This window comes from Micromonospora sp. WMMD736 (assembly GCF_049179015.1).
GTDB lineage: Bacteria > Actinomycetota > Actinomycetes > Mycobacteriales > Micromonosporaceae > Micromonospora.
Map to the genome: position 1 here is coordinate 6,674,663 of NZ_JBMHMI010000001.1, position 25,118 is coordinate 6,699,780.

A 25,118-nucleotide genomic window follows, 5' to 3' on the forward strand; every position below is an offset into this window, starting at 1 on the left:
GTTGGTTGACCGATCAGGCCAAGCCGGCGCGGCGCAGGGCCTCCGCCATCGCGTCGTTTGCTGGTGCCGGCGCACCCTGCCGCTGCTGTCCGCCGCGACCGCCGGACCTGCCCTGGCCCCCGGACCCGCCCTGGCCCCCGGACCTGCCCTGGCTCCCGGACCCGCCCTGGCTCCCGGACCTGCCGTGGCCACCGCGGCCCCCGGACCCGCTCTGGCCGCCACCGGAGCCGCCGTGGCCGCCGCGACCGCCCTGCGGGCCGCGCTGTGCCGGGCCGCCGCGCCCGTCCTGGCTCGTCCGACCACCGCCGGCCGGGGTCTCGTCGTCCAGGCGCAGGGTCAGCGAGATCCGCTTGCGGGGTACGTCCACGTCGAGCACCCGGACCTTGACCACGTCGCCGGACTTGACCACCTCGCGGGGATCCTTCACGAACGTCCGGGACATCGCCGAGACGTGCACCAGGCCGTCCTGGTGCACCCCGACGTCGACGAACGCGCCGAACGCGGCCACGTTGGTGACCACGCCCTCCAGCACCATGCCCGGCGTCAGGTCGCTGATCTTCTCCACGCCCTCGACGAAGGTGGCGGTGCGGAACTCCGGCCGGGGGTCACGGCCCGGCTTCTCCAACTCGGCCAGGATGTCGGTGACGGTGGGCAGGCCGAACCGGTCGTCGACGAAGTCGGTGGCCCGCAGCCCGCGCAGGATCGCGCTCTTGCCGATCACCGCGCGTAGGTCCTGACCGGTGCTGGCGAGGATGCGCCGCACCACCGGGTACGCCTCGGGGTGCACGCTGGAGGAGTCCAGCGGGTCGTCCCCGTCGGGGATCCGCAGGAAGCCGGCGCACTGCTCGAACGCCTTCGGCCCGAGCCGGGCCACCTTCTTCAGCTCGGTACGCGACCGGAACGGCCCGTTGGCGTCCCGGTGCAGCACGATGTTCTCGGCCAGCCCGGCCCCGATCCCGGAGACCCGGGTCAGCAGCGGCGCGGAGGCGGTGTTGACGTCCACCCCGACCGCGTTGACGCAGTCCTCCACGACGGCGTCCAGCGACCGGGACAGCTTCACCTCGGACAGGTCGTGCTGGTACTGGCCGACCCCGATCGAGCGCGGGTCGATCTTCACCAGCTCGGCGAGCGGGTCCTGGAGACGGCGGGCGATGGAGACCGCGCCGCGCAGCGACACGTCCATCCCGGGCAGCTCCTGCGCGGCGTACGCGGAGGCGGAGTAGACCGACGCGCCGGCCTCGGAGACCATCACCTTGGTCAGGTTGAGCTGCGGGTGCCGCTTGATCAGCTCGCCGGCCAGCTTGTCGGTCTCGCGGGAGGCGGTGCCGTTGCCGATCGCGACCAGCTCCACGCCGTGCGCGCCGGCCAGCCGGGCCAGGGTCTCGATCGAGGCGCCCCACTGCCGACGCGGTTCGTGCGGATAGATGGTGTCGGTGGCGACCACCTTGCCGGTGGCGTCGACCACGGCCACCTTCACGCCGGTGCGCAGGCCCGGGTCCAGTCCCATGGTCGCCCGGGTGCCGGCCGGCGCGGCGAGCAGCAGGTCGCGCAGGTTGGTGGCGAAGACCCGTACGGCCTCCTCCTCGGCCGCCTGCCACAGCCGCATCCGCAGGTCCGCGCCGAGGTGGATGAGGATGCGGGTACGCCAGGCCCAGCGGACCGTGTCGGTCAACCACCGGTCCGCCGGCCGGCCGGCGTCGGACACGCCGAACCGGCCGGCGATCATCGCCTCGTACCGGCTGGGGCCGGTCGGTACGGCGTCGGCCTCGCCCGCCTCCTCCGGCTCCATGGTCAGGTCGAGCACGCCCTCCTTCTCGCCCCGGAACATGGCCAGGATGCGGTGCGAGGGCAGCTTCGGGTACGGCTCGGAGAAGTCGAAGTAGTCGGCGAACTTCGCGCCCGTCGTCTCCTGCCCGTCGCGTACCCGGGAAACCAGCCGGCCCCGCGACCACATCTGCTCGCGCAGCGTGCCGATCAGGTCGGCGTCCTCGGCGAAGGTCTCGATGAGGATGGCCCGCGCGCCCTCCAACGCGGCGGCGGCGTCGGCGATGCCCTTCTCCTCGTCGACGAACCCGGCGGCGGTGGCCTTCGGGTCCTGGGTGGGGTCGGCCAGCAGCGTCTCGGCCAGCGGGGCGAGGCCGGCCTCGCGGGCGATCTGCGCCCGGGTCCGCCGCTTCGGCTTGTACGGCAGGTAGATGTCCTCCAGCCGCGACTTCGAGTCGGCGGCCATGATCTGCGCTTCCAGGGCCTCGTCCAGCTTGCCCTGGCCGCGGATCGACTCCAGCACGGCCGCCCGGCGTTCGTCCAGCTCCCGCAGGTAGCGCAGCCGCTCCTCCAGGGTGCGCAGCTGGGTGTCGTCGAGCAGGCCGGTGGCCTCCTTGCGGTAGCGGGCGATGAACGGCACGGTGGCGCCGCCGTCGAGCAGCTCCACGGCCGCCCGCACCTGACGCTCGGCCACGCCGAGCTCGTCGGCGATCCGCTGATGAACAGACTGGGTCACGATCTCGATCCGCCTTCGGAAGTGGGGTACCGCTGCATTGTGCCGGGCGTCCCCGGCCACTGTCGCCGCACCCGGCCGGGCGACCCGGCGACGGCCTTACCGGGCCTGCGCTAGCGTGGCGATCATGGAATCACCTGCGGAGCCGCGCGCCCGGCGGCTCTTCGGCGGCAGCGCCCGAGCCCTCGGCGACCTCGCGGCCGATCCGTTCCGCGCCGACCGGGACCGGATCGTCGGCTCGCCGTTCTTCGCCCGGCTCGGTGGGGTCACCCAGGTGATCAGCCCGGTCGGCTCCGGACTGCTGGTGCACAACCGGCTCACGCACAGCCTGAAGGTCGCCCAGGTGGCGCGGGCCATCGCCGAGCGGTTGACGGCCGACGACAGGTGGCGTGACCTGCTGGACAAACTCGGCGGCTGTGACCCCGACGTGGTGGAGGCCGCCGCGCTCGCCCACGACCTCGGCCACCCGCCGTTCGGCCACCTCGGGGAGCGGGTGCTCGACCGGCTGGCCCGCCAGCGCCTCAATCTCGCCGACGGCTTCGAGGGCAACGCGCAGTCGTACCGGATCGTCACGAGCACCGAGATCCGGGGCGCGGCCACCACCGGGTTGGACCTGACCGCCGCCGTCCGTGCGGCGATGCTGAAGTACCCGTGGACCCGGCTGGACTACCCCGACCCCCATCCGCGCCTGCTGGACCCGCCGCCACGGGGCGCCACCCCGCCACCCGACGACCCGGAGAGCGGCTCGTTGAAGTTTGGGGCGTACCGCACCGAGCTGGACGACCTGCGGCAGGCCCGGGAGCCGTTCGTCGGCCGCATCCCGGACTGGCAGCAGACCGTCGAGGCGTCCGTCATGGACACCGCCGACGACATCGCGTACGCCATCCACGACGTGGAGGACTTCTACCGCGTCGGGGTGCTCCAGCAGGGCGCGGTGTCCGCCGAGCTGATGGCCTGGCAGCGCGAGAGCGGGCACTTCCGGGCGATCACCGACGCCGCGTTGGCCACCTCGGCCCGACGACCCGGCGCGGCCATCGAGCGGCTGCGCCGGCAACTGCACCGCAAGGACGCCTGGATCGCCGACGACGACGCGTTCGCCGCCGCCGTCGAACACGTCCGCGAGGAGCTGGTCGACGGGCTGCTCGCGATGCCGTTCGACGGCTCGATCGAGGCCGAGCAGTACGTGGCGCGGTTCTCCGCCCGCTGGTCCACGCGCTTCGTCGAGGCGATCACCGTGACGGACCAGCCGTCGGTGCGCTCCGGGTACGTGCTGCTCGGCTGCGCGCAGTGGCACGAGGTGCAGGTGCTCAAGTTCGTCCACCACCGGTTCGTGCTGGCCCGCCCCGACCTGGCCCTGCACCAGCGTGGTCAGGCCCGGCTGCTGGGCACCCTGGTCGAGGCGCTCTGGGAGTGGCTGCTCGACCCGGAGGAGGAGTCCCGGCTGCCCCGCCGGCTGCACGACCTGGTCGAGCTGGCCGAGGCGGAGCTGCACCCACGCACGCCGCACCGGATCGGTCGCGCCCGGGGGCGCGCCATCGTGGACTTCGTCGCGCAGCTCACCGACGGCCAGGCGGTGGCCATGCTCGACGCGCTCTCCGGTCGCTCCGGCGCGCTCTGGACCGACGCCTTCGTACTCTGACCCGTCTCAGGCGACGGACTGCCACCACCCGTCGACGGCCGGCGGGTCGTCGACCACCACCCGCTCACCCGGTCGGGGTACGGCGAGCCGTACGTCCCGCGCCTTCGCCTCGGCCCACAACCGGTCGACCGGCTCCGACCAGTCGTGCAGGGCCAGGTTGAACGTCGCCCAGTGCACCGGGATGAACAGCCCGCCGCGCAGGTCCAGGTGGGCGTCGACCGCCTCCTCGGGAAACATGTGGATGGTCGGCCAGGCCCGGTCGTACGCGCCGATCTGCATCAACGTCACGTCGAACGGCCCGTGCTCGGCGCCGATCGCCGCGTACCCGGCGAAGTAGCCGGAGTCACCGGTGTAGAAGACCTTGCGCCGTGCCCCGGCGACCACCCAGGAACTCCAGAGCGTGCCGTCGCGGCGCAGCCCGCGGCCGGAGAAGTGCTGGGCGGCGGTGGCGGTGATCGCCAACCCGTCGACCCGGTGCGACTCGGACCAGTCCAGCTCGATGATCCGCTCGGCGGGCACCCCCCAGCGATCCAGGTGGGCGCCCACTCCCAACGGCACCACGAACGGCGCCGACTGCCCGGCGACCAGCGCCCGCACGGTGGGCATGTCCAGGTGGTCGTAGTGGTCGTGGGAGATCAGGATGGCGTCCAGCGGGGGTAGCTCGTCGATGCCCACCGGCGGTTCGTGCAGCCGACGCGGGCCGACCGCGCCGGACGGCGAGCAGCGGTCACTCCACACCGGGTCGAGCAGGACCCGCCGGCCCTCGATCTCGATCAGCGCCGAGGCGTGGCCGTACCAGACGATGTTCAGCTCGTCGGCGGTGTCGGCGGCCGGCGACGCGCCGGGCCGCAGCAGCGGCACGGGCGCGGTGGGGCGGCGCTTCTGCTTGCCGAAGATCAGTTCCCGGACCAGGTTACGACCTGGTTCGGCGGCGACCATCGTGCGGACGTCGGCCTGGTTGTGGAACGTGCCGTCGCGGAACTGCGGCGAGCGCGCCGCCCGTTCGGCCCGGGCTCCGGCGAGCCGCCCGCCCAGTGCCGCCGGCACGTCCCGTGCCACCCAGGCCAGGCCGGCCAGCGCGGCCAGTCCCGCCGTCGCCCGCACCCGTCGCCCGAGCGGCTTCTGCGCATCCGTGCGTCCCGTTGGCGTCATCGCCGTCCCTCCGCCGTGTCCCGCACTACACGGTAGTTCCCCCGGACGGTTCCCGCCCCGGCGGTCGCCCGCACCGGGCCGGTCGTCCCCCGACGACCGGCCCGGCAGCGGAGTCAGCCGCCGTTGCTGGGCCGCTGGACGGTCGTCCGGTACGCGGTGCCCGCGCCCCCGAGGCGGTCCACCGCGGCGAGGAACTTCGGGCCCATGGCGGCCCGCGCCCGCACCGCCGGATGGGTCGCGCCGAAGTTGTCCGGGTCGGCCTGCCCGTCGGCGAAGAGCGCGTAGGTGAGCACCGCCGCGCCGGACCGGTCGAAGATCACCCCGGCCTCGTGCCGGGCGTCGGCGAACCAGCCGGCCTTGGTGGCGATGCGGGCCCGCTGGTCGGAGGACATGGTGCGACGGATGCCGTCGGTGAAGGCCACCGGGGAGCGCAGCAGCCCGAGCAGGTGCGCCGTCGAGGCCGGCGAGAGCAGCGTGCCGGCGACCAGGGCCCGCAGCAGGTCGTGGGTCTCGGATGGGGTGCTCGTGCCGAGGAAGAACCGGTTCGGGTTGGCCACCGGCTCGACCTGGGTGTTCGGAAAGCCCTTGGCGACCAGGATCGAGTTGATCTCGGCGGCGGGAGCGACCAGCCCGCAGAGCCGTACGGCGGTGTCGTCCGAGACGGTCAGCAGGTTCGCCAGCACGTGGCCCAGCGTGACGCTGCTCGGGTACGTGCCGTCCAGGCTGAAGATGCCGTCGCCACCCGGCACCACGATCGCCGCGGTCACCTCGACCCGCTGGTCCAGCGTCAGCAGTCCACGGTCGACCTTGTCCAACACCGCCGTGGCGACCGCGATCTTGTTGACGCTGTACGCCTCGATCCGCCGGTCGGCCTCCGTCGCCACCGCGACCACCGGCGCACCTGCCGGGTCGGCCACGCTGACGTACGCCTGCCAGTTGCCGCCGGCCTCGGCGCTGTGGCGACCGAAGACGGCGGCGACCCGCCGGGCCGCCTGCGCGGGGATGGTCGGTGTCGCCTCGGCGGCGCTGGCCGGAGTGGTCGCGGCGAGCACCGTACCGGCGGTGGCCACCGTGCCCAGTCCGAGGGCGGTCCTGCGGTTCAGTCGGATGGTCAATCGTCTCTCCCGTCGTGGGGCGCCGGAGCGTCTGCCGGCCCCCCACGCTAGGCGAGTTGATCTATTCATGATGGCCCCCGGAGAAGTCCCGAACAGTCCCGAACAGTCTCACCCGGGAAGCCGCCGCAGCGCTGCGCCGATCGCGCCGCCCGCGGTCCGGCGGAGCTGCGCCGCCGGTCCGGACACCGTCCGGGCGAGCCGCCGCAGGTCGGGCAGGTGACCGCCACGGACCGCCTCGCCGGCCGGGTTCGGCGCGAAGACCGAACCGTCGTGCGCCGCGACCGGCCGCCCACTGAGGCCCGCGAGTCGCATCAACGGGCCGACGAGGACGTCGTAGACGCCGGGCAGCAGCGTGAAGCCGGCGCGTAGCACCACGTTCAGCCGGCCCACCGACACCTCCCGACGCGGACTGTCCACACAGTCGACGATGGCCCGCGCCACCCGCTGCGGTCCGGCGACCGGCGGTGGTGGGCGGCCGACGCGGCCCAGATAGTTGGCCGCCTGCTGGTAGACGGGTGTGTCCACACTGCCCGGGTTGACCAGGCAGAGCCGGATGCCCGGGCTGTCCCGCAGCTCCTGCTGGAGCGTCCGGGCCAGCCCCTGCAAACCCCACTTGCTGGCCACGTACGCGCTCATGTAAGGGGCGGTGATGTGCCCGAGCACCGAACCGGTGAGGATCAGCGTCCCGGCGCCGGTGGCCCGGAAGTGCCGCAGCGCCACCCGGGCCGCGCCGGCGGCAGCCAGCAGATCCGTCCGCACCACCTGGTCGAACACCCGCTCCGGCAACTCGTCGAAGCGCCCGTAGGCCATCACCGCCGCGGTGTGCACCCACACGTCGATGCGGCCGAACCGGTCGATCGCCGCGTGCGCGAGCGCTTCGAGCGCCCCCGACTCGGTCACGTCGGTCGCCACGGTCAGCACCTCGACGGTCGCGCACTCCGCCCGTACCTCGGCGAGGGTCTGCGGCGCGCGGGCCGCGAGGACCAGACGGTCGCCGCGCTCGGCGAACGCCCGGGCCGTCGCCCGGCCGATACCGCTGGTCGCGCCCGCGACCACCACCACCCGACTCACGGCTCCAGGACCACCTTGATGCAGCCGTCCTCCTTCTTCTGGAACATGTCGTACGCGCGCGGCGCGTCGCTCAGCGGCAGCCGGTGGGTCCGCAGATCCTCCACCCCCAGCGGGTCGTCGTCACCGGAGAGCAGCGGCATGATCTCGTCGACCCAGCGGCGCACGTGACACTGCCCCATCCGCAGTTGGACGCCCCGGTCGAACATCTCCATCATCGGCATCGGGTCGGCCTCGCCCCCGTACACCCCGGAGAGCGAGACGGTGCCGCCGCGCCGGACGGCCTTGAGCGCGGCGTGCAGGACGCCCAGCCGGTCGATGCCGACCCGGTCGGTCATCGACTGGGCGAGCTTGTCCGGCAGCAGTCCGACGGCCGCGTGGGCGAGCTTGCCCACCGGCGAGCCGTGCGCCTCCATGCCGACCGCGTCGATGACCGCGTCCGGACCACGCCCGTCGACCAGGTCGATCAGCGCGCCCGGCACGTCGGACAACTCGCGTACGTCGAGCACCTCGATGCCGTGCCGGCGAGCCAGCTCCAGCCGCTCGGGCACCAGGTCCAGCCCGATCACCCGGCCGGCGCCGAGGTGGCGGCCGATCCGAGCGCAGAACTGGCCGACCGGGCCCAGCCCGAAGACGGCCAGGGTGCCGCCGGGCGGGGTGTCCGCGTACTTCACCGCCTGCCAGGCCGTGGGCAGGATGTCGGAGAGGTAGAGGTAGCGCTCGTCCGCGCCGGTCTGCGGGATCTTGATCGGCCCGAAGTGGGCCTGCGGAACGCGCAGGTACTCGGCCTGGCCGCCGGGCACCGACCCGTAGAGGGACGTGTAGCCGAACAGCGCCGCGCCCTTGCCCTCGCTGGTCACCTGGGTCGTCTCGCACTGGGCGTAGAGCTGGCGTCGGCACATCCAGCAGTCGCCGCAGGAGATGTTGAACGGCACCACCACCCGGTCGCCGGGCTTCAGGCCGGTCACCTCCGAGCCGACCTCCTCGACGATCCCCATCGGCTCGTGTCCCAGGATGTCCCCGGGCTTGAGGTACGGCCCCAGCACCTCGTACAGGTGCAGATCCGAGCCGCAGATCGCCGTCGACGTGATCTTGACGATCGCGTCGGTAGGCTCCTCGATCCGGGGATCAGGCACCTCCTCGACCCGCACGTCCCGCTTGCCCTGCCAGGTCAACGCCTTCATGTCCGGCTGCCCTCCCTCGGTCCCTGCCCTGACTGCTACCCGGGAAGGGGGAGTTGAACCAGCCGCGACAGGCGCGTCGCCCGGCTTACCGGCCCCGCCGACGGGTGGTCTGGCCGGTCGTGCCGGGCTTGTCGGTGGTTGCGGTTGGGGGCTGGGGCTGGGGCGACCGTGCCCGGCTTGTCGGTGGTTGCGGTTGGGGCTGGGGGCGACCGCGCCCGGCTCCGGGCGGTCAGGCTTGATCCCTGCGCCGGGCACGGTCGCCCCCAGCCGGCGCTGGTCGCCGTCTGGGCGATCGGCGTGGCCGCTCGTGGGTGGCCCTGTTGATCGACTCGGATTCCAGGAAGTCGGGGTGTTGTGGGCCCCTGGATGGGCCGACTTCCTGCATGCCGAGTTGGTCTTGCCCTGTTGTCCGTTGGCGGGGCCCGGGAAGCGGTGCGAGTCGCGCGCATCGCCCCTTTTGCCCACGGTGCTGCGCCGCATCGGCGCGCACGCCCAACGGCGCGGCCACATGATCGACTCCATTGCGCCGAGGTGGCGGTATCCCAGCGCCGGGACACCGCCACCTCGCTGATATGGAGTGGATCTTGCCCGCGGGCCGGTCGCGGCCAGGCCGGGGCTAGCCGCGGGCCGGGCCGGGTCTGTCGCGGGCCCGGTCGGGCGGGCCGGGGGGTGGGCCAGACCAGGGTCGGACCGCTGCGTGCGCATGCGCCGCCGACGACTGACCGCCGCGCCCGATGATCGGGGCGCGGCGGTCAGGGTGGGCTGGCCGGGAGGGTCAGGAACCCGGGGTGTTGCCGCCCTTGGTGGTGGCCGACAGGTAGTCGCGGTTGAGCCGGCCGATGGTGTTCAGCGGGATGCCCTTCGGGCAGGCCACCGTGCACTCGCCGGCGTTGGTGCAGCCACCGAAGCCGGCCTCGTCGTGCGCGTCGACCATGCCGATCACCCGGGTGTAGCGCTCCGGCTGGCCCTGCGGCAGCAGCGAGAGCTGGGTGAGCTTGGCGGCGGTGAAGAGCATGCCGGAGCCGTTCGGGCAGACCGCCACGCATGCGCCGCAGCCGATGCAGGCCGCCGACTCGAAGGCGGCGTCCGCGTTGGCCTTGGCCACCGGCGTGGAGTGGGCTTCGGGCGCGCTGCCGGTCGGCGCGGTGATGTAGCCACCGGCGGCGATGATCTTGTCGAAGGCGCTCCGGTTGACCACCAGGTCCTTGACGACCGGGAAGGCGCTGGCCCGCCACGGCTCGATGTCGATCGTGTCGCCGTCTTTGAACTGCCGCATGTGCAGCTGGCACGCCGTGGTGCCGCGCTGCGGCCCGTGCGCGTCACCGTTGATCATGAGGCCGCACATGCCGCAGATGCCCTCGCGGCAGTCGTGGTCGAACGCCACCGGGTCCTCGCCGGAGAGGATCAGCCGCTCGTTGAGCACGTCGAGCATCTCCAGGAACGACATGTCCGGGGACACGTCGTCGACCGGGTAGGTCACCATCCGACCCTTGTCCTCAGGGCCCTTCTGGCGCCAGATGCGCAGGGTCAGGTTCACTTGTAGCTCCGCTGCGTGGGGTGGACGTATTCGAACTTCAGGTCTTCCTTGTGCAGCACCGAGGGCTCATTGGTGGCGGTGAACTCCCAGGCCGCGACGTACGCGAAATTGTCGTCGTCGCGCTGCGCCTCCCCGTCGGGGGTCTGGTGCTCGGCCCGGAAGTGACCGCCGCAGGACTCCTCGCGGTGCAGGGCGTCGATGCACATCAGCTCGGCCAGCTCGAAGAAGTCGGCCACCCGGCCGGCCTTCTCCAGCGACTGGTTCAGCTCCTCGCCGGTGCCGGACACCTTGACCCGCTGCCAGAACTGCTCGCGCAGGTCGCGGATCTCGCCGATCGCCTTGCGCAGTCCGGCCTCGGAGCGCTCCATGCCGCAGTGTTCCCACATGATCTGGCCCAGCTCCCGGTGGAAGGAGTCCACGGTCCGGTCGCCGTCGACCGCCAGCAGCCGCTGGATGCGGTCCTCGACGTCGGTACGGGCCTCGACCGCCGCCGGGTGGCTGGCGTCGACCTTGTCGAGGGGGCCCGACGCCAGGTAGTTGGCGATGGTGGTGGGCAGCACGAAGTAGCCGTCGGCGAGGCCCTGCATCAGCGCCGAGGCGCCGAGCCGGTTCGCGCCGTGGTCGGAGAAGTTCGCCTCGCCGATCACGAAGAGACCCGGGATGCTGGACTGGAGGTCGTAGTCGACCCAGAGTCCGCCCATCGTGTAGTGCACGGCGGGGTAGATCCGCATCGGCACCTCGTACGGGTCCTCGCCGGTGATCCGCTCGTACATCTCGAAGAGGTTGCCGTACTTGGCCTCGATGGCCTTGCGGCCCAGCCGGTCGATCGCGTCGGCGAAGTCGAGGTAGACGCCGAGCTTGGTCGGACCCACGCCCCGGCCCTCGTCGCACACGTTCTTGGCGGCGCGGGAGGCGATGTCGCGGGGGACCAGGTTGCCGAAGGACGGGTAGATCCGCTCCAGGTAGTAGTCCCGGTCGTCCTCGGGAATGTCCTTCGGGCTGCGGTCGTCGCCCTTGGCCTTCGGCACCCACACCCGGCCGTCGTTGCGCAGCGACTCGCTCATCAGGGTCAGCTTCGACTGGTGGTCGCCGGAGACCGGGATGCAGGTCGGGTGGATCTGCGTGTAGCAGGGGTTGGCGAAGTACGCGCCCTTGCGGTGCGCCCGCCAGGTGGCGGTGACGTTGCAGCCCTTGGCGTTGGTGGAGAGGTAGAAGACGTTGCCGTAGCCGCCGGAGGCGAGCACGACCGCGTCGGCCATCTCGGTGCTGATCTCGCCGGTGACCAGGTCCCGGACGACGATGCCCCGGGCCTTGCCGTCGACGACGACCAGCTCCAGCATCTCGTGCCGGGCGTTCATCTCGACGTTGCCGAGGCCGATTTGCCGCTCCAGGGCCTGGTACGCGCCGAGCAGCAGCTGCTGGCCCGTCTGGCCCCTGGCGTAGAAGGTGCGCTGCACCTGCGCGCCGCCGAAGGAACGGGTGTCCAGCAGGCCGCCGTACTCGCGGGCGAACGGCACGCCCTGGGCGACGCACTGGTCGATGATGTTGACCGACACCTCGGCGAGGCGGTGCACGTTCGACTCGCGGGAGCGGAAGTCGCCGCCCTTGACGGTGTCGTAGAACAGCCGGTGTACGGAGTCGCCGTCGTTGCGGTAGTTCTTGGCGGCGTTGATGCCGCCCTGCGCGGCGATCGAGTGGGCCCGGCGCGGGCTGTCCTGGTAGCAGTAGGACTTGACGTGGTAGCCCTGCTCGGCCAGCGTCGCGGCGGCGGAGCCGCCGGCCAGGCCGGTGCCGACCACGATCACCGTCATCTTGCGGCGGTTGGCGGGGTTGACCAGCTTGGCCTCGAAGCGCCGGGTCTCCCAGCGCTTCTCGACCGGGCCGGCGGGCGCCTTCGTGTCGGCGATCGGGTCGCCCTCGGTGAAGAGTTCCATGTCAGGACACCAATCCGGTGAGTACGGCGAACGGGACCACCAGGTATCCGGCGCAGAGCACCACGGCGAAGACCAGCGCGGCGGCGCGCGCCCGGCGCTCGCCCCGGGGCGTCTGCTGGCCGAGGCTGCGGAACGCGCTGAACGCGCCGTGGCGCAGGTGGAAGCCGAGCGTGACGATCGCCAGGGTGTAGAAGAGCGTGACGTACCAGCGCTCCGGGGCGAAGTCGGCGACGACGTTGCCGTACGGCTTGCCCTCCTCGCCGACCGGGTTGAGCGTGCCGGTGGTGAGGTCCAGCAGGTGGTAGATCACGAACAGCAGGATGATCACGCCACCCCAGCGCATGGTGCGGGCCGCGTAGCTGCCCCGGACCTTCTTGCGGTGGGCGTACTTCACCGGGCGGGCGGCGCGGGCGCGCAGCGCCAGCACGGTGGCGGCCCAGATGTGGGCGACGACGGCCACCACGAGGACGGTGCGCAGGATCCACAGGAACCAGACACCGGGCAGCAGCGGCTTGCCGATGTCGCGCAGCCAGTGCGCGTAGTGGTCGAACGAGGTTTCCCCCGTGAACACCTTCAGGTTCCCGAGCATGTGCGCGATCAGGAACAGCACCAGCAGGATGCCCGTCACCGCCATGACGGCCTTGAGGCCGACGTTCGAGCGGATGGGCGACCGAGTTTTCGTCATTACCACCTGACCGACGCTAGGAGCACTTTGATCAGTCGTCCAATGCATCGAACTCGCAGCGTTGATAGCCGTAAGCTATGTAGATGCAGCTCCATCAGCTTCGGTACTTCGTTGCGGTGGCCGAAGTACGACATTTCACCCAAGCCGCCGACATCGTCGGCATAACCCAGCCTTCGTTGAGTAAGCAAATTCACGCCCTCGAGACCGACCTCGGTGCCCCGCTGTTCGAGCGGGTAAGGGGCAACATCGCCCTCACCGCGGCCGGGGAAGTGCTCCTGCCGTTGGCGACCCGGATCCTCGCCGACGTGGAGACCGCGACCCGGGAGGTGCAGGAGCTGGTCGGCCTGCGCCGGGGACGCGTACGCCTGGGCGCGACCCCGAGCCTGGCCACCTCGCTCGCCCCGCCGGTGCTGCGCCGGTTCCGCGACGCCCACCCCACCGTCGACCTCCGCGTCGAGGAGGGCGGGTCCCAGGACCTCGTCCGTGACCTGCTCCGCGGCGACCTGGACCTGGCGCTGATCATCATGCCGTCGCAGGGCGCCGACCCGGGCCTGCGCGTCGACCCGATCCTGCGCGAGAGCCTGGTGGTGGCCTCGGTGGACGAGGTGCCGACCGCGTCGGCGACGGGCGAGCTGCGCATCACCGACCTGCGCGACCAGCCGATGGTGATGTTCCGGGAAGGCTACGACCTGCGGGACGCCACCATCGCGGCGTGTCGGGAGGCGGGCTTCGAGCCCAGCTTCGCGGTGGACGGCGGTGAGATGGACGCGGTGCTCAGCTTCGTCGAGGCGGGACTCGGCATCGCGCTGGTGCCGGGGATCGTGCTGGCCCGCCGGCCCGGCGTACGCATCACGCCGCTGGCGTCCCCCGGGGTGACGCGGACCATCGCGGTGGCCCGCCGCCGCGACGTGGTGCCGACGCACGCCGGGCGCGAGCTGCGGCGGATCCTGCTCGACTACGTCCAGGCCGCGATCGACCGGGGCGAGCTGCCGCCGGGCGTGGAGCCGCTGGGCTGACCCGGCCGAGGCCGCCGCCGCGAACCGCCCGGCAGCGGCCAGGCCGGTCGGGTCAGCGGCCCTCGGCGTCGTCCATCGCCCGGTAGATCCGCTGCTCCGAGACGGGGTACGGGGTGCCCAGCGCCTGGGCGAACACGTTCACCCGCAACTCCTCGATCATCCAGCGGATCTGCCGGACCGCCGCCTCCTGCCGACGGGCCGGCGGCAGCGCGGCGAGCAGGTCGTCGTACTCCTTGCGCACCACCGCGATCCGGTCCTGCTGCTGGCGGTCGCGCTGCGGGTTGCCGCCGAGCCGGTCCAGCCGACGTTCGATCGCGGTGAGGTAGCGCAGCAGGTCGGGCAGGCGGGCGTACCCGGTCTCGGTGATGAAACCGGCGTGCACCAGCCCGGCGAGCTGCTTGCGGATGTCGGCCAGCGCCGCCACCACGGCCAGGTTGCGGGTCGCGCCGAGCCGCTGCTCGACCGCGTACGCGGCGGCGAGCACCTTGCGGACCCGGTCCATCACCTCGACGACGGTGTCGACCAGGTCCGCGCGGACCTTCTCGCGCAGGGCGGCGAAGCCCTCGGCGTCCCACGCCGGCCCACCGGCGGCGTCGATGAGCCGGTCGATCGCCGCGCCCGCCGCGTCCTCGATCAGCTCCTGCACGCCGCCGTGCGGGTTGCGACTCAGCGCCAGCTTCGCCTCGTTGCTCAACCGGCCCTGGAGGAACCGGGCCGGGGACGGCACGGTGAGCCGCAGCAGTCGGCGGGTGCCGGCCCAGTGCGCGGCCTCCGCCTCGGCGGGGGAGTCGAACACCTTCACCCCGACCGTCGTGCCCTCGTCGACCAGGGCCGGGTACGCGGTCACCGCGTAGCCGGCGCGTACCTGCTCGATGGTCCGCGGCAGGGTGCCGAAGTTCCACTCCCGCTGGCCGGTACGGGCGACCTCCGGCGCGGCGGCCGCCACGACCTGGCGTACCTCCTGGCGCAGTTGACGTTGCAGGGCCGGCAGGTCCTTGCCCTCGGCGACCGGTTTGTCGTCGTCGCCGAGCACCCGGAACGTGACCCGCAGGTGCGCGGGGAGCTTGTCCGGCTCCCACGCGTCGCGGGGCACCGTCACTCCGGTCATCCGCCGCAGCTCACGGGTGAGCGCGTCCAGCAGCGACGTCTCCCCGGGGGCGATCGCCGCGAGGGCGGCCCGCGCGTAGTCGGGCACCGGCACGAAGTTGCGCCGGATCGGCTTGGGCAGCGAGCGGATCAGCGCGATCACCAGCTCCTCGCGCAGCCCCGGCACCTGCCAGTCGAAGCTCTCCGCCGGCACCTGGTTGAGCAGCGGCAGCGGGATGTCCACGGTGACGCCGTCGGTCGCCGTGCCCGGCTCGAACCGGTAGGTCAGCGGCAGCGTCACCCCCTGGGTCTGCCACTCGTCGGGGTAGTCGCGCTCGTCGACACCGCCCCGGCCGTCGTTGACCAGCTGGTCGCGGGTGAAGGTCAAAAGGTCGGGCCGCTCGTGGCGGGTCTTCTTCCACCAGGTGTCGAAGTGCCGACCGGAGACCACCTCGGCGGGAATGCGCTGGTCGTAGAAGGCGAAGATGGTCTCGTCGTCGACCAGGATGTCCCGGCGGCGGGCCCGGCTCTCCAACTCCTCGATCTCACCCAGCAACCGCTTGTTGTCGGCCCAGAACCGGTGGTGGGTCTGCCAGTCGCCCTCGACGAGGGCGTGCCGGATGAACAGTTCCCGGCTCAGCGTCGGGTCGATCCGCCCGAAGTTGACCTTCCGCGACGCGACCAGCGGCATGCCGTACAGGGTGACCTTCTCGTAGGCCATCACCGCGGCCTGCTTCTTCTCCCAGTGCGGCTCGCTGTAGCTGCGCTTGACCAGGTGCTGGGCGAGGGGCTCGACCCACTCCGGCTCGACCCGCCCGGCGATGCGCCCCCAGAGCCGGGACGTCTCCACCAACTCGGCGGCCATCACCCAGCGCGGCGGCTTCTTGAACAGCGCCGAGCCGGGGAACAGCGCGAACTTCGCGCCCCGCGCCCCCAGGTACTCGTGTTTCTGGGTGTCCTTGAGGCCGATGTGCGACAGCAGGCCGGGCAGCAGCGACTGGTGCACCTTCGGGGTGTCGATCTCCTCCGGCAGGTCCGCGCCGCCCCGGCGACCCCGGCCGGCGTCCGCCTCGGCCGGGGTGTCCCGCGCCGGCCGCCCACCGCGCCGGTCGTTCTCGGCCGGGGTACGCAGCACCTGGCGCAACTGACTGACGATGTCCTGCCACTCGCGGATGCGCAGGTAGTTCAGGTACTCCGCCTTGCACATCCGGCGGAACGCGCTGGACGACAGCTCACGCTGCTGCTCCCGCAGGTACCGCCACAGGTTCAGGTACGCGACGAAGTCCGACTCTTTGTCGGCGAACCGGGCATGCGCCTGGTCGGCCTGGGCCTGCTTCTCCGCCGGGCGCTCGCGCGGGTCCTGGATGGAGAGCGCGGCGGCGATCACCAGAATCTCGGTGGCGCAGCCGTTGCGTTCGCCCTCGACCACCATTCGGGCCAGCCGCGGGTCGACCGGTAGCTGGGCCAGCCGCCGGCCGAGCGCGGTGAGCCGCTTCGCGGGATCGGCCTCGGTCGGGTCCAGCGCGCCCAGCTCGTGCAGCAGGTTGACGCCGTCGGTGATGTTGCGCTTGTCCGGCGGGTCGATGAACGGGAACGCGGCCAGGTCACCCAGCCCGATCGCGGTCATCTGGAGGATGACCGACGCCAGGTTGGTGCGCAGGATCTCCGGGTCGGTGAACTCGGGGCGGGACAGGAAGTCCTGCTCGTCGTAGAGGCGGATGCAGATACCGTCCGAGGTACGACCGCAGCGGCCCTTGCGCTGGTTCGCCGACGCCTGCGAGACCGGTTCGATGGGCAACCGCTGCACCTTGAGCCGGTTCGAGTAGCGGGAGATGCGGGCGGTGCCCGGGTCCACCACGTACTTGATCCCCGGCACGGTCAGCGAGGTCTCCGCGACGTTGGTGGCGAGCACCACGCGCCGCCCGCTGTGCGCCGCGAACACCCGGTGCTGCTCGGCGGCGGAGAGCCGGGCGTACAGCGGCAGGATCTCGGTGCCCAGCAGCGACCGCTTCTTCTGCACCAGCTTGCCCAGCGCGTCGGCGGTGTCGCGGATCTCCCGTTCGCCGCTGAGGAAGACCAGGATGTCGCCCGGGCCCTCGGCGGCCAGCTCCTCGACGGCGTCGCCGATCGCCTGGATCTGGTCGCGGACGTTCTCCTCGTCGGCGTCGCCGTCCTCGTCGCCCTCGGCGACCTCGACCAGCGGCCGGTAGCGGACCTCCACCGGGTAGGTGCGTCCGGAGACCTCGACGACCGGTGCCGGGCTGCCCTCGGCATCGGCGAAGTGCCTGGCGAAGCGGTCGGTCTCGATGGTCGCCGAGGTGATGATCACCTTGAGGTCGGGCCGGCGGGGCAGCAGCTCGCGCAGGTAGCCGAGGATGAAGTCGATGTTGAGGCTGCGCTCGTGCGCCTCGTCGATGATCAGCGTGTCGTACTGGCGCAGCATCCGGTCGGTCTGCAACTCGGCGAGCAGGATGCCGTCGGTCATCAGCTTGACGAGGCTGCGGTCGCTCACCTGGTCGGTGAAGCGCACCTTGTAGCCGACCACGTCGCCCAGCTCGGTGCCCAGCTCGTCGGCGATCCGGTCGGCCACCGTCCGGGCGGCCAGCCGCCGGGGCTGGGTGTGCCCGATCAGGCCGTTGATGCCGCGCCCCAGCTCCAGACAGATCTTCGGCAGCTGGGTCGTCTTGCCGGAGCCGGTCTCGCCGGCCACGATCACCACCTGGTGATCCCGGATGGCGGCGGCGATGTCGTCCTTGCGCTCACTGACCGGCAACCCCACCGGGTACGTGATCGTCGGCACCGCCGCCCGTCGGGCGGCCAGCCGCTGTTCGGCGCGGGCCAGCTCGGCGGTGATCTCGGTCAGGGCCGCCTCGCGGCGCTGGGGGTCGCGCAGCTTGCGGGCGCCGTCCAGGCGTCGCTGGAGCCGGCGCTGGTCGCGGAACATCAGGGGACTGAGGCGGCGGTGCAGGTCGCGGACGGGATCGGTCGCGGCGGAGGAGGCTGGATTCTGCATGTCGTGCCCAAGAATAGGCAGCCCGGCGGTGGACCGCCCCTGGGTTACCGCGCGTGGGTGCTCCGGCGCGCGGACGGCGGTCTACAGTTGCGGCCGACGTCGAGCCGCTGGGGGGCCGGAATGGAGCTGCGGGACACCGACCGAGCGCTGGTGCAGGCCGCCACGGCGGTCGCCAAACTCCGGTGCCGCAGTCGCCACCACACCGGCGCGTCGGCCGCCCGTACCGCCGACGGACGGGTGTTCTCCGGGGTTAACCTGCACCACGACAGCGGGGACACCTGCGCGGAGCTGGTCGTCGTCGGCACGGCCGCCACGCAGGGCGTGACCGAGCTGGAGACCGTCGTCTCGGTCGCCGACCGGGGCCGTACCGTCGTCGGGCCGTGCGACAGGTGCCGGCCCGTGCTGGCTGCCTACTTCCCGGCGCTGCGGGTCATCCTGGGCGAGCCGGACGACCTGCGGGTGCTGCCGATCGCGGACCTGCCCGGCTGACCGCGTCAGTCGCCCGCCGCCGCCTCCAGCATCGACACGGGGATCGGCACGCTCTCGAACCGCACGACGCCCTCGGGCACCAGCCAACTCGCCACCCGTGCGCTGAGCAGGCCGGCGCGGACGGCGGGGTCGTCGGCGTAGAGCCCGCGTACCTCGTCCGGGGCGATGGAGAGGACGACGAAGCCCCGCATCCCGTGGTCGTCGACGTCCAGGAGCGGACCGGCCGCGAGCACCAGCCCCTGCTCCACCAGGCCCGCCTGGTGCGCCAGGTGGCCGTGGCGTAGCCGGTCCACCGCCTCCGGCGGCAGGTCCGGTGGATCCGACGGTCGGGTCAGCAGGACGACCGTGTGCTGGTCGAATCGCATGCCTCACACCCTATGGCGCTCGGTGTACCTCTTACGGGTGTTATCCGCCTTCTACCCCACTTGCCCCCGTCCGCGAAACTCATTCTCTTATCGAGGTCGGATACGAGTGGAGGTGCGGCATGGTCAGCAGACGACAGGTGCTCGTCGCCGGTGCCGCCGGTGGCGCCGCGGTCCTGGTCCCGGTGGCTTCGACGGCCGCGGGCCGCGCGCTCGCCGGCGCGACGGTGCTGCGCGCCGCCGACATCCCGAAGTACGTCGCGCCCCTGCGCATCCCCCCGGCCATGCCCCGGGTGGCGAACGATCCCGAGCGGGACACGTACGTCATCGGGGTGCGGCAGTTCCGCCAGCAGATCCTGCCGCGGTCCTGGCCGCGGACGACGGTGTGGGGTTACGGCTCCACCGCCCACCCCGACAGCTTCGGCTACCCGGCGCACAGCATCGTTGCCCGGGTGAACCGCCCGGTCCGGGTGACCTGGGTCAACGAACTCGTCGACGACCGGGGCGACTACCTGCCGCACCTGCTGCCCGTCGATGAGACCCTGCACTGGGCCAACCCGGCCGGTGGCCGCGAGAACCGGGACCGGCACGGCCGCTCGGACGGCAGCCGCCGGGGCTACCGGGGGCCGGTGCCCCAGGTGGTCCACCTGCACGGCGGGCACAGCACGCAGGAGAGCGACGGGCACGCCGAGGCGTGGTACCTGCCGGTGGCCCGCGACCTGCCGGCCGACTACGCCGTGACCGGCAGCGCGTACCGCGAGTTCCGGTCCCGCTTCGCCGACGGGTCCGGCCTGCGCTGGGCGGCGGGCTCGGCCACCTTCGAGTACGCCAACGACCAGCGGCCCTGCACCCTCTGGTACCACGACCACACGCTGGGCCTGACCCGGGAGAACGTCTACGCCGGGCCGGCCGGCTTCTACCTGCTCGGCGGCGACGACCTGCCCGAGGAGGTGCTGCCCGGCCCGACGCCCGGTCACGACGATCCGCCGGACACCGACTACCACGACATTCCGCTGCTCATCCAGGACCGCAGTTTCAGCGCCGACGGCCAGCTGGTCTACCCCGGGGGTCACCACGACGGTTCGGCGTGGACGTCGGCGTTCTCCGGCAGCACCATCGTGGTCAACGGCCGTACCTGGCCCAGCCTGACGGTCCAGCGTCGGCGTTACCGGTTCCGCCTGCTCAACGGCTGCAACAGCCGCTTCCTGATGCTCAGCGTCGCCGCCCACGCCACCGCGCGGCCGGCCCGTCCGGTGCTGCCGATCTGGCAGATCGGCAGCGACAGCGGTTTCCTGCCCGAGCCGGTGTCGCACGACCGCGTCACCCTCGGCCCCGCCCAGCGGGCCGACGTCATCGTCGACTTCACCGGCGTGCCCGCCGGCACCGAGCTGTTCCTCGTGAACGAGGGGCCCGAGTGGGCGTACCGGGGCGGCCGGCCCGGGGTGGACTTTCCGCCGTCCGACCCGCGGACCACCGGGCAGGTAATGCGGTTCGTCGTCGACGATGCCGTCGGCGGGGACGCCAGCGTGCCGCCGGAGCACCTGCAACTGCCGGAGCACCCCCGGCTCGGTGCGGCGGAGCGGGTCCGGCGGCTCTCGCTCAACGAGCGGATGTCCGGCGGGTCGATGGTGATGCTGCTCGGCACCCTCGACGAGCGGGGCCGGGGTCTGCCGATGCGCTGGAGCGATCCGGCCACCGAACAGCCCGTCGTCGGCGCGACCGAGGTCTGGGAGGTGCGCAACTTCACCCGCCAGGTCCACCCCGTCCACCTGCACCAGGCCCAGTTCGAGCTGCTGGGCCGGGGCCGGTCGGGCCGGGCGGAGCCGGACCCGGGGGAGCGGGGTTGGATGGACACCGTCCTCGCGTACCCGTGGGAGGTGACCCGGATCAAGGCCCGCTTCGACCTGCCGGGCCGCTTCTCCTGGCACTGCCACCTGCTGGAGCACGAGGACAACGAGATGATGCGCCCCCTGAACGTGCTGCCGCGCGGTGCGGCGGCGGCCGGGGACGGCGGCTCGGTGCAGGCGGCCCCGGCGGCATCGACCGACGCCAGTTAGGTCACTTTCCGCAGGTCGGCTAAGGTTAGGCGAACCTAAGCTCGAACGTGCAGGAGTCTCGTGACCACCCTCGTCGCCCGGCCGACGCCGGCCCGCAGCCGGTCCGGTGCCCGTACCGGCCGACGGGTCGCCGTCACCGTCGGCGCCGCGCTGGTGCTGCTGCTCGCCGTCCTGGCCAGCTTCGCCCTCGGCAGCCGGCAACTCGGAGTCGGCGCGGTCTGGCACGCCATCGTCGCGCCGGACGGCAGCGACGCGAGCACCATCGTCCGGGAACTGCGCATGCCCCGTACCGCGCTCGGCCTCACCGTCGGGCTCGCGCTCGCCGTGGCCGGCGTGCTGTTCCAGGCGCTCACCCGCAACCCGCTCGCCGAGCCGCGCATCCTCGGCATCAGCGCCGGCGCGTCGTTCGGCGTGGTGCTCGCCATCTCCGTCTTCGGCATCGGCACGCTCGCCGGGTACGTCTGGTTCGGCATCGCCGGCGCGCTCGCCGCCGGCCTGCTGGTCTTCGCCATCGCCAGCCGGGCCCGCGAGGGCGCCAGCCCGGTCACCCTCGCGCTGGTCGGCGCGGCGCTCGACGCCAGCCTCGCCTCCGGGGTGTACGCGCTGCTCAGCATCGACGCCCGCACCTTCGAGGAGTACCGGTTCTGGGTGGTGGGCGGACTGGCCGGCCGGGATCTCGGCGTCACCGCCCAGGTGCTGCCGTTCGTCCTCGTCGGGCTGCTGCTCGCCGCACTGGTGGCCCGGGGGCTGGACGCGTTGGCCCTCGGTGACGACGTGGCCCGTGGGCTGGGCCACCGCATCGGCCTGGTCCGCCTCGGCGGTGGGGTCGCCGCCGTGCTGCTCACCGGCGCCGCGGTGGCCGCCGCCGGCCCGGTCGCCTTCGTCGGGCTGGCCGTGCCGCACCTCGCCCGCGCCCTGGTCGGCGCGGACCACCGCTGGACCCTCGCGGTCTCCGCCCTGCTCGGACCCGCGCTGCTGCTCGGGGCCGACGTCGTCGGCCGACTCGTCGCCCCGCCCGGCGAGATACCCGCCGGCATCGTCACCGCCCTGATCGGCGCGCCACTGCTGGCCGTGCTGGTTCGCCGCGCCCGGGTGGTGACCGCGTGACCCGCGTCGGGCCGCCGGTCTCCCTGCCCGCCGACTCGACCGTCGGTGCTTCGGCGCGGCTGCCCGGGCGGTCGCTGCTGCGGGTCGGTCCGGTCAGCCTGCTGATCCGCCGCCGCGCGATCCTGGTGGCCGCCGTACTGACCGTGCTGCTCCTGCTGGCCGTCGTGCTCAGCCTGTCGCTGGGCACCCCGTACGTCGCCCCGGCCGACGTGCTGCGGGCGCTCTCCGGCGCGGGCACCCCGTACGACCTCGTGGTCTTTGATCTTCGCCTGCCCCGGATCGTGCTGGCGGCGGTGGCCGGGGCGGCCTTCGGCGTGGCCGGCACGCTCATCCAGAGCGTCGCGCGCAACCCGCTCGCCAGCCCGGACGTCATCGGCATCACCCAGGGCGCGGGCCTCGCCGCGACGGTGGCGTTGACCAGCGGCGCGGCGGCGGTGCTGGTGGCGCCCAGCGCGCTGGTCGGCGGTCTGCTGGCGGCGTTGCTGCTGTTCGCCCTCGGCGCGCGGCACGGGCTGGCCGCGCAACGGTTCGTCCTCGCCGGGGTGGCGGTCGCGTTCGCCTTCCGGGCGCTGACCGAGGTGGTCATGCTCACCGCCGACCCGATCGACGGCCTGCGGGCGCAGATCTGGCTGATCGGTACCCTCGCCGGCAAGGGCTGGACCGAGGCGGCCTGGATCGCCGGCACCCTCGCGGTGCTGCTGCCGGTGCTGGCGTGGGCCGGCTGGGCTCTGAACAGCACCGCCCTCGACGACGACACCGCGCGCGGCGTCGGGCTGCGCCCGGTGGCCCGCCGGATCGGGCTCGCCGGGACCGGCGTCCTCGTCGCCGCCATGGTCACCGCCCAGGTCGGCGCCGTCGACTTCGTGGCGCTCGTCGCACCGCAACTGGCCCGCCGGCTGGTCCGCGCCGAACGGCCTCCGCTCGTCTGCGCTGCGCTGCTCGGCGCGCTCCTGCTGGTCCTCGCCGACCTGGCCGGCCGCCGGCTGTTCGCGCCCACCCAACTGCCGGCCGGCGTGCTGACCGCCGCGATCGGCGGCCCGTACCTGATCTTCCTGTTGCTTCGTGGACGGCGGCGGTCGTCGTGACGCCTGCAAGGAGTCGTGTGATGCTCTCCACCCGCGACCTGGTCGTCGGCTACGACGAGCGGACCGTGCTCGACGGTCTCACCCTCGATCTGCCCACCGACGCGTTCACCGTGATCGTCGGCCCCAACGCCTGCGGCAAGTCCACCCTGCTGCGCACGATGGCCCGGCTGCTCACCCCGCGCCAGGGCACCGTCCTGCTGGACGGCACCGCCATCCGTGACCTACCCACCCGCGACGTGGCCCGCCGGCTCGGCGTCCTGCCGCAGAGCCCGCTGGTGCCCGAGGGCGTCACCGTGGCCGACCTGGTCGGCCGCGGGCGGCAGCCCTACCAGCGGTGGTGGCGGCAGTGGTCCTCGTCCGACGCCGCAGCGGTCGACGAGGCGATGAGGCTGGCTGACGTGGCCGACCTCGCCGACCGGCCGGTGGACAGCCTTTCCGGTGGTCAGCGGCAACGGGTGTGGATCGCCATGACGCTCGCGCAGGACACCGAGGCGCTGCTGCTGGACGAGCCGACGACCTTCCTCGACCTGGCCCACCAGGTGGAGGTGCTCGACCTGCTGCACCGGCTCCGCGCCGAGCGTGGCCGTACCGTCGTCGCGGTCCTGCACGACCTCAACCAGGCCGCCCGCTACGCCGACCACCTGGTCGCCATGCGCGCCGGCGCGGTGGTGGCCGCCGGCCCACCCCGGGAGATCCTCACCGCCGAGCTGGTCCGGGACGTCTTCGGGCTGGCCTGCGTCGTCGTGCCCTGCCCGGTGACTGGCGCACCCCTGGTGGTGCCCGCGCACACCGGCGGCCCGGCCCTCCCCGACGCTGCCAGCTCTGCTGGCTCTGCCGGGTCTGCCGGCGCTGCCGGGTCTGCTGGCGGTGCCGGGTCTGCTGGCGCCGCCGGGTCTGCCGGCGTGGGCGGCTCGGCGGCACCTGCCGCTGCTGAGGCTGCCGCTGGCTCCGCGCAGGCCGCTGGCTCTGGCGAGCCCGATTCGTCCACGGCGTCCGTACCGGACGCCCGATCCGCCGATGGCGACGCGGCCACCCCGCTCGCCGGCACGTACCCCTCGAAAGGACACTGATGCGTCGTCTCGTCGCCGCTCTCGCCGCGGCCGTCGCCCTCGGGGTCGGCCTCACCGCCTGCGGTGAGAGCGACCCGGTCGCCGGCTCCGCCACCGGGGAGACCCGGGAGATCACCCACGCCATGGGCACCACCAAGGTCCCGGCCGAACCCAAGCGCGTCGTCGTACTCGACACCGACAAGATCGACACGGCGCTCTCGTTGGGCATCACGCCCGTCGGCGCGGCCACCGCCGGCGAGGCCAAGAGCTGGCCCACGTACTTCGGCGCGGACAAGCTCGCCGGCATCAAGGAGGTCGGGGTGCTCACCGAGCCCGACCTGGAGGCGATCAACGCCCTCAAGCCGGACCTGATCCTCGGTAGCAAGTTCCGCCAGGAGAAGTTCTACGACGAGCTGGCCGCCATCGCGCCGACCGTGTTCACCGACAAGGTGGGCATCACCTGGAAGGAGAACTTCCTCCTCGACGGCAAGGCGCTCGGCCGCGAGCAGCAGGCCAAGGACCTGCTCGGCGCGTACGAGAAGCGGGCCAAGGACTTCGGCGCGACCCTTGGCGACCCCGCCGCCCGCAAGGTGTCCATCGTCCGGTTCATCCCGGGCAACATCCGGGTGTACGGCCCGGACTCCTTCTCCGGCATCGTCATCGGCGACACCGGCCTGGGCCGCCCCGAGCGGCAGATGCTCGCCAACAAGGAGGACAAGCGCTTCGACCTGGTCAGCCCCGAGCGCATCAACGAGGTCGACGGCGACGTCATCTTCGTGACCGCCTACGGCGACAAGGCCGCCGCCGAGCAGAGCAAGGTGGCCGGTGGAACCCTCTGGAAGGGCCTCGGCGCGGTCAAGGCCGGCAAGGCGTACCCGGTCTCCGACGAGATCTGGATGACCGGCATCGGCGTCGGCGCGGCCAACAAGATCCTCGACGACCTGGCCAAGTACCTCCCCACCACCTGACGCATCGCACCCCGCCCCCGGTGCCTGAAGATCCGCGCAGGTTCGGGGAAACTGCTGCCTCGTCCGCCGATGAGG

Annotated in this window: 17 protein-coding genes and 1 pseudogene; 8 read left to right on the plus strand and 10 right to left on the minus strand. The window is 72.6% G+C overall.

Translation table 11 applies throughout. From position 1 onward, the window contains the following. Window positions 1–13 precede the first annotated feature (13 nt). Window positions 14–2,500: a Tex family protein gene (locus ACN269_RS30325; protein ID WP_421475652.1), complete on the minus strand. Its 2,487-nt coding sequence runs from the start codon at window positions 2,498–2,500 to the stop codon at window positions 14–16. Between the two features lie 124 nt (window positions 2,501–2,624). Between ACN269_RS30325 and ACN269_RS30330 the strand changes: the two genes are divergently transcribed. After that, window positions 2,625–4,136, plus strand: a complete 1,512-nt coding sequence (locus ACN269_RS30330) for a deoxyguanosinetriphosphate triphosphohydrolase family protein (RefSeq protein ID WP_421475653.1) — start codon at window positions 2,625–2,627, stop codon at window positions 4,134–4,136. A gap of 6 nt (window positions 4,137–4,142) precedes the next feature. Here the strand turns inward: ACN269_RS30330 and ACN269_RS30335 are convergent, their stop codons facing one another. From ACN269_RS30335 to ACN269_RS30365, 7 genes are all read right to left on the minus strand, one after another. Beyond that, the gene (locus ACN269_RS30335; RefSeq protein WP_421475654.1) at window positions 4,143–5,288 is read right to left on the minus strand and encodes an MBL fold metallo-hydrolase; all 1,146 of its coding nucleotides are present in this window, start codon (window positions 5,286–5,288) and stop codon (window positions 4,143–4,145) included. Between the two features lie 113 nt (window positions 5,289–5,401). Then, window positions 5,402–6,403, minus strand: coding sequence for a serine hydrolase (locus ACN269_RS30340; RefSeq protein ID WP_421475655.1), 1,002 nt, complete (start codon window positions 6,401–6,403; stop codon window positions 5,402–5,404). Between the two features lie 108 nt (window positions 6,404–6,511). Further along, window positions 6,512–7,474, minus strand: coding sequence for an SDR family NAD(P)-dependent oxidoreductase (locus tag ACN269_RS30345; protein ID WP_421475656.1), 963 nt, complete (start codon window positions 7,472–7,474; stop codon window positions 6,512–6,514). After that, the gene (locus ACN269_RS30350; RefSeq protein WP_421475657.1) at window positions 7,471–8,655 is read right to left on the minus strand and encodes a zinc-dependent alcohol dehydrogenase; all 1,185 of its coding nucleotides are present in this window, start codon (window positions 8,653–8,655) and stop codon (window positions 7,471–7,473) included. The genes ACN269_RS30345 and ACN269_RS30350 overlap by 4 nt, the downstream gene beginning before the upstream one ends. 775 nt (window positions 8,656–9,430) lie before the next feature. After that, on the minus strand, window positions 9,431–10,192 hold the full coding sequence (locus tag ACN269_RS30355) for a succinate dehydrogenase/fumarate reductase iron-sulfur subunit (RefSeq protein WP_421475658.1): 762 nt from the start codon (window positions 10,190–10,192) through the stop codon (window positions 9,431–9,433). Next, window positions 10,189–12,126: a fumarate reductase/succinate dehydrogenase flavoprotein subunit gene (locus tag ACN269_RS30360; RefSeq protein ID WP_421475659.1), complete on the minus strand. Its 1,938-nt coding sequence runs from the start codon at window positions 12,124–12,126 to the stop codon at window positions 10,189–10,191. Before ACN269_RS30360 ends, ACN269_RS30355 begins: the two co-directional genes overlap by 4 nt. 1 nt (window position 12,127) lies before the next feature. Beyond that, window positions 12,128–12,811 carry a succinate dehydrogenase cytochrome b subunit gene (locus tag ACN269_RS30365; protein ID WP_421475660.1) on the minus strand — a complete coding sequence of 228 codons (684 nt, stop codon included), beginning with the start codon at window positions 12,809–12,811 and terminating at the stop codon, window positions 12,128–12,130. Window positions 12,812–12,894: 83 nt separating this feature from the next. On the opposite strand from ACN269_RS30365, the gene ACN269_RS30370 reads away from it, so the two are divergent. After that, window positions 12,895–13,827 (plus strand): LysR family transcriptional regulator, encoded by a 933-nt coding sequence (locus ACN269_RS30370; protein WP_421475661.1) that lies wholly within the window; start codon window positions 12,895–12,897, stop codon window positions 13,825–13,827. Between the two features lie 52 nt (window positions 13,828–13,879). On the opposite strand, the gene hrpA is transcribed toward ACN269_RS30370, so the two are convergent. Continuing rightward, window positions 13,880–17,926, minus strand: a complete 4,047-nt coding sequence (gene hrpA / locus ACN269_RS30375) for an ATP-dependent RNA helicase HrpA (RefSeq protein WP_421475662.1) — start codon at window positions 17,924–17,926, stop codon at window positions 13,880–13,882. A gap of 3 nt (window positions 17,927–17,929) precedes the next feature. Here hrpA and ACN269_RS30380 point away from each other — a divergent pair, with 3 nt between their 5' ends. After that, window positions 17,930–18,415 carry a cytidine deaminase gene (locus ACN269_RS30380; RefSeq protein WP_421475663.1) on the plus strand — a complete coding sequence of 162 codons (486 nt, stop codon included), beginning with the start codon at window positions 17,930–17,932 and terminating at the stop codon, window positions 18,413–18,415. A 5-nt stretch (window positions 18,416–18,420) separates the two neighbouring features. Here the strand turns inward: ACN269_RS30380 and ACN269_RS30385 are convergent, their stop codons facing one another. Beyond that, entirely contained in the window at window positions 18,421–18,780 is a 360-nt protein-coding gene (locus tag ACN269_RS30385; RefSeq protein WP_421475664.1) for a YciI family protein, read from the minus strand. A gap of 119 nt (window positions 18,781–18,899) precedes the next feature. Here ACN269_RS30385 and ACN269_RS30390 point away from each other — a divergent pair, with 119 nt between their 5' ends. The 5 genes and pseudogenes from ACN269_RS30390 (at window position 18,900) to ACN269_RS30410 (ending at window position 25,043) form a co-directional block, all read left to right on the plus strand. Continuing rightward, entirely contained in the window at window positions 18,900–20,834 is a 1,935-nt protein-coding gene (locus ACN269_RS30390) for a multicopper oxidase family protein (protein WP_421475665.1), read from the plus strand. Between the two features lie 60 nt (window positions 20,835–20,894). Continuing rightward, entirely contained in the window at window positions 20,895–21,941 is a 1,047-nt protein-coding gene (locus ACN269_RS30395) for a FecCD family ABC transporter permease (protein WP_421475666.1), read from the plus strand. Further along, window positions 21,938–23,026 (plus strand): FecCD family ABC transporter permease, encoded by a 1,089-nt coding sequence (locus ACN269_RS30400; protein WP_421475667.1) that lies wholly within the window; start codon window positions 21,938–21,940, stop codon window positions 23,024–23,026. The genes ACN269_RS30395 and ACN269_RS30400 overlap by 4 nt, the downstream gene beginning before the upstream one ends. Window positions 23,027–23,046: 20 nt before the next feature. After that, window positions 23,047–23,835, plus strand: a pseudogene (locus ACN269_RS30405) (ABC transporter ATP-binding protein); the annotation flags it as partial. 260 nt (window positions 23,836–24,095) lie between these two features. Next, entirely contained in the window at window positions 24,096–25,043 is a 948-nt protein-coding gene (locus ACN269_RS30410; RefSeq protein ID WP_421475668.1) for an ABC transporter substrate-binding protein, read from the plus strand. Window positions 25,044–25,118: the final 75 nt, after the last annotated feature.

Coding starts and splice junctions, on each gene's coding strand:
- ACN269_RS30330 (WP_421475653.1), top strand. CDS start 2,625: ATGGAATCACCTGCGGAGCCGCGCGCCCGGCGGCTCTTCGGCGGCAGC.
- ACN269_RS30335 (WP_421475654.1), bottom strand. CDS start 5,288: ATGACGCCAACGGGACGCACGGATGCGCAGAAGCCGCTCGGGCGACGG.
- ACN269_RS30350 (WP_421475657.1), bottom strand. CDS start 8,655: ATGAAGGCGTTGACCTGGCAGGGCAAGCGGGACGTGCGGGTCGAGGAG.
- ACN269_RS30360 (WP_421475659.1), bottom strand. CDS start 12,126: ATGGAACTCTTCACCGAGGGCGACCCGATCGCCGACACGAAGGCGCCC.
- ACN269_RS30365 (WP_421475660.1), bottom strand. CDS start 12,811: ATGACGAAAACTCGGTCGCCCATCCGCTCGAACGTCGGCCTCAAGGCC.
- ACN269_RS30370 (WP_421475661.1), top strand. CDS start 12,895: ATGCAGCTCCATCAGCTTCGGTACTTCGTTGCGGTGGCCGAAGTACGA.
- hrpA (WP_421475662.1), bottom strand. CDS start 17,926: ATGCAGAATCCAGCCTCCTCCGCCGCGACCGATCCCGTCCGCGACCTG.
- ACN269_RS30385 (WP_421475664.1), bottom strand. CDS start 18,780: ATGCGATTCGACCAGCACACGGTCGTCCTGCTGACCCGACCGTCGGAT.
- ACN269_RS30390 (WP_421475665.1), top strand. CDS start 18,900: ATGGTCAGCAGACGACAGGTGCTCGTCGCCGGTGCCGCCGGTGGCGCC.
- ACN269_RS30410 (WP_421475668.1), top strand. CDS start 24,096: ATGCGTCGTCTCGTCGCCGCTCTCGCCGCGGCCGTCGCCCTCGGGGTC.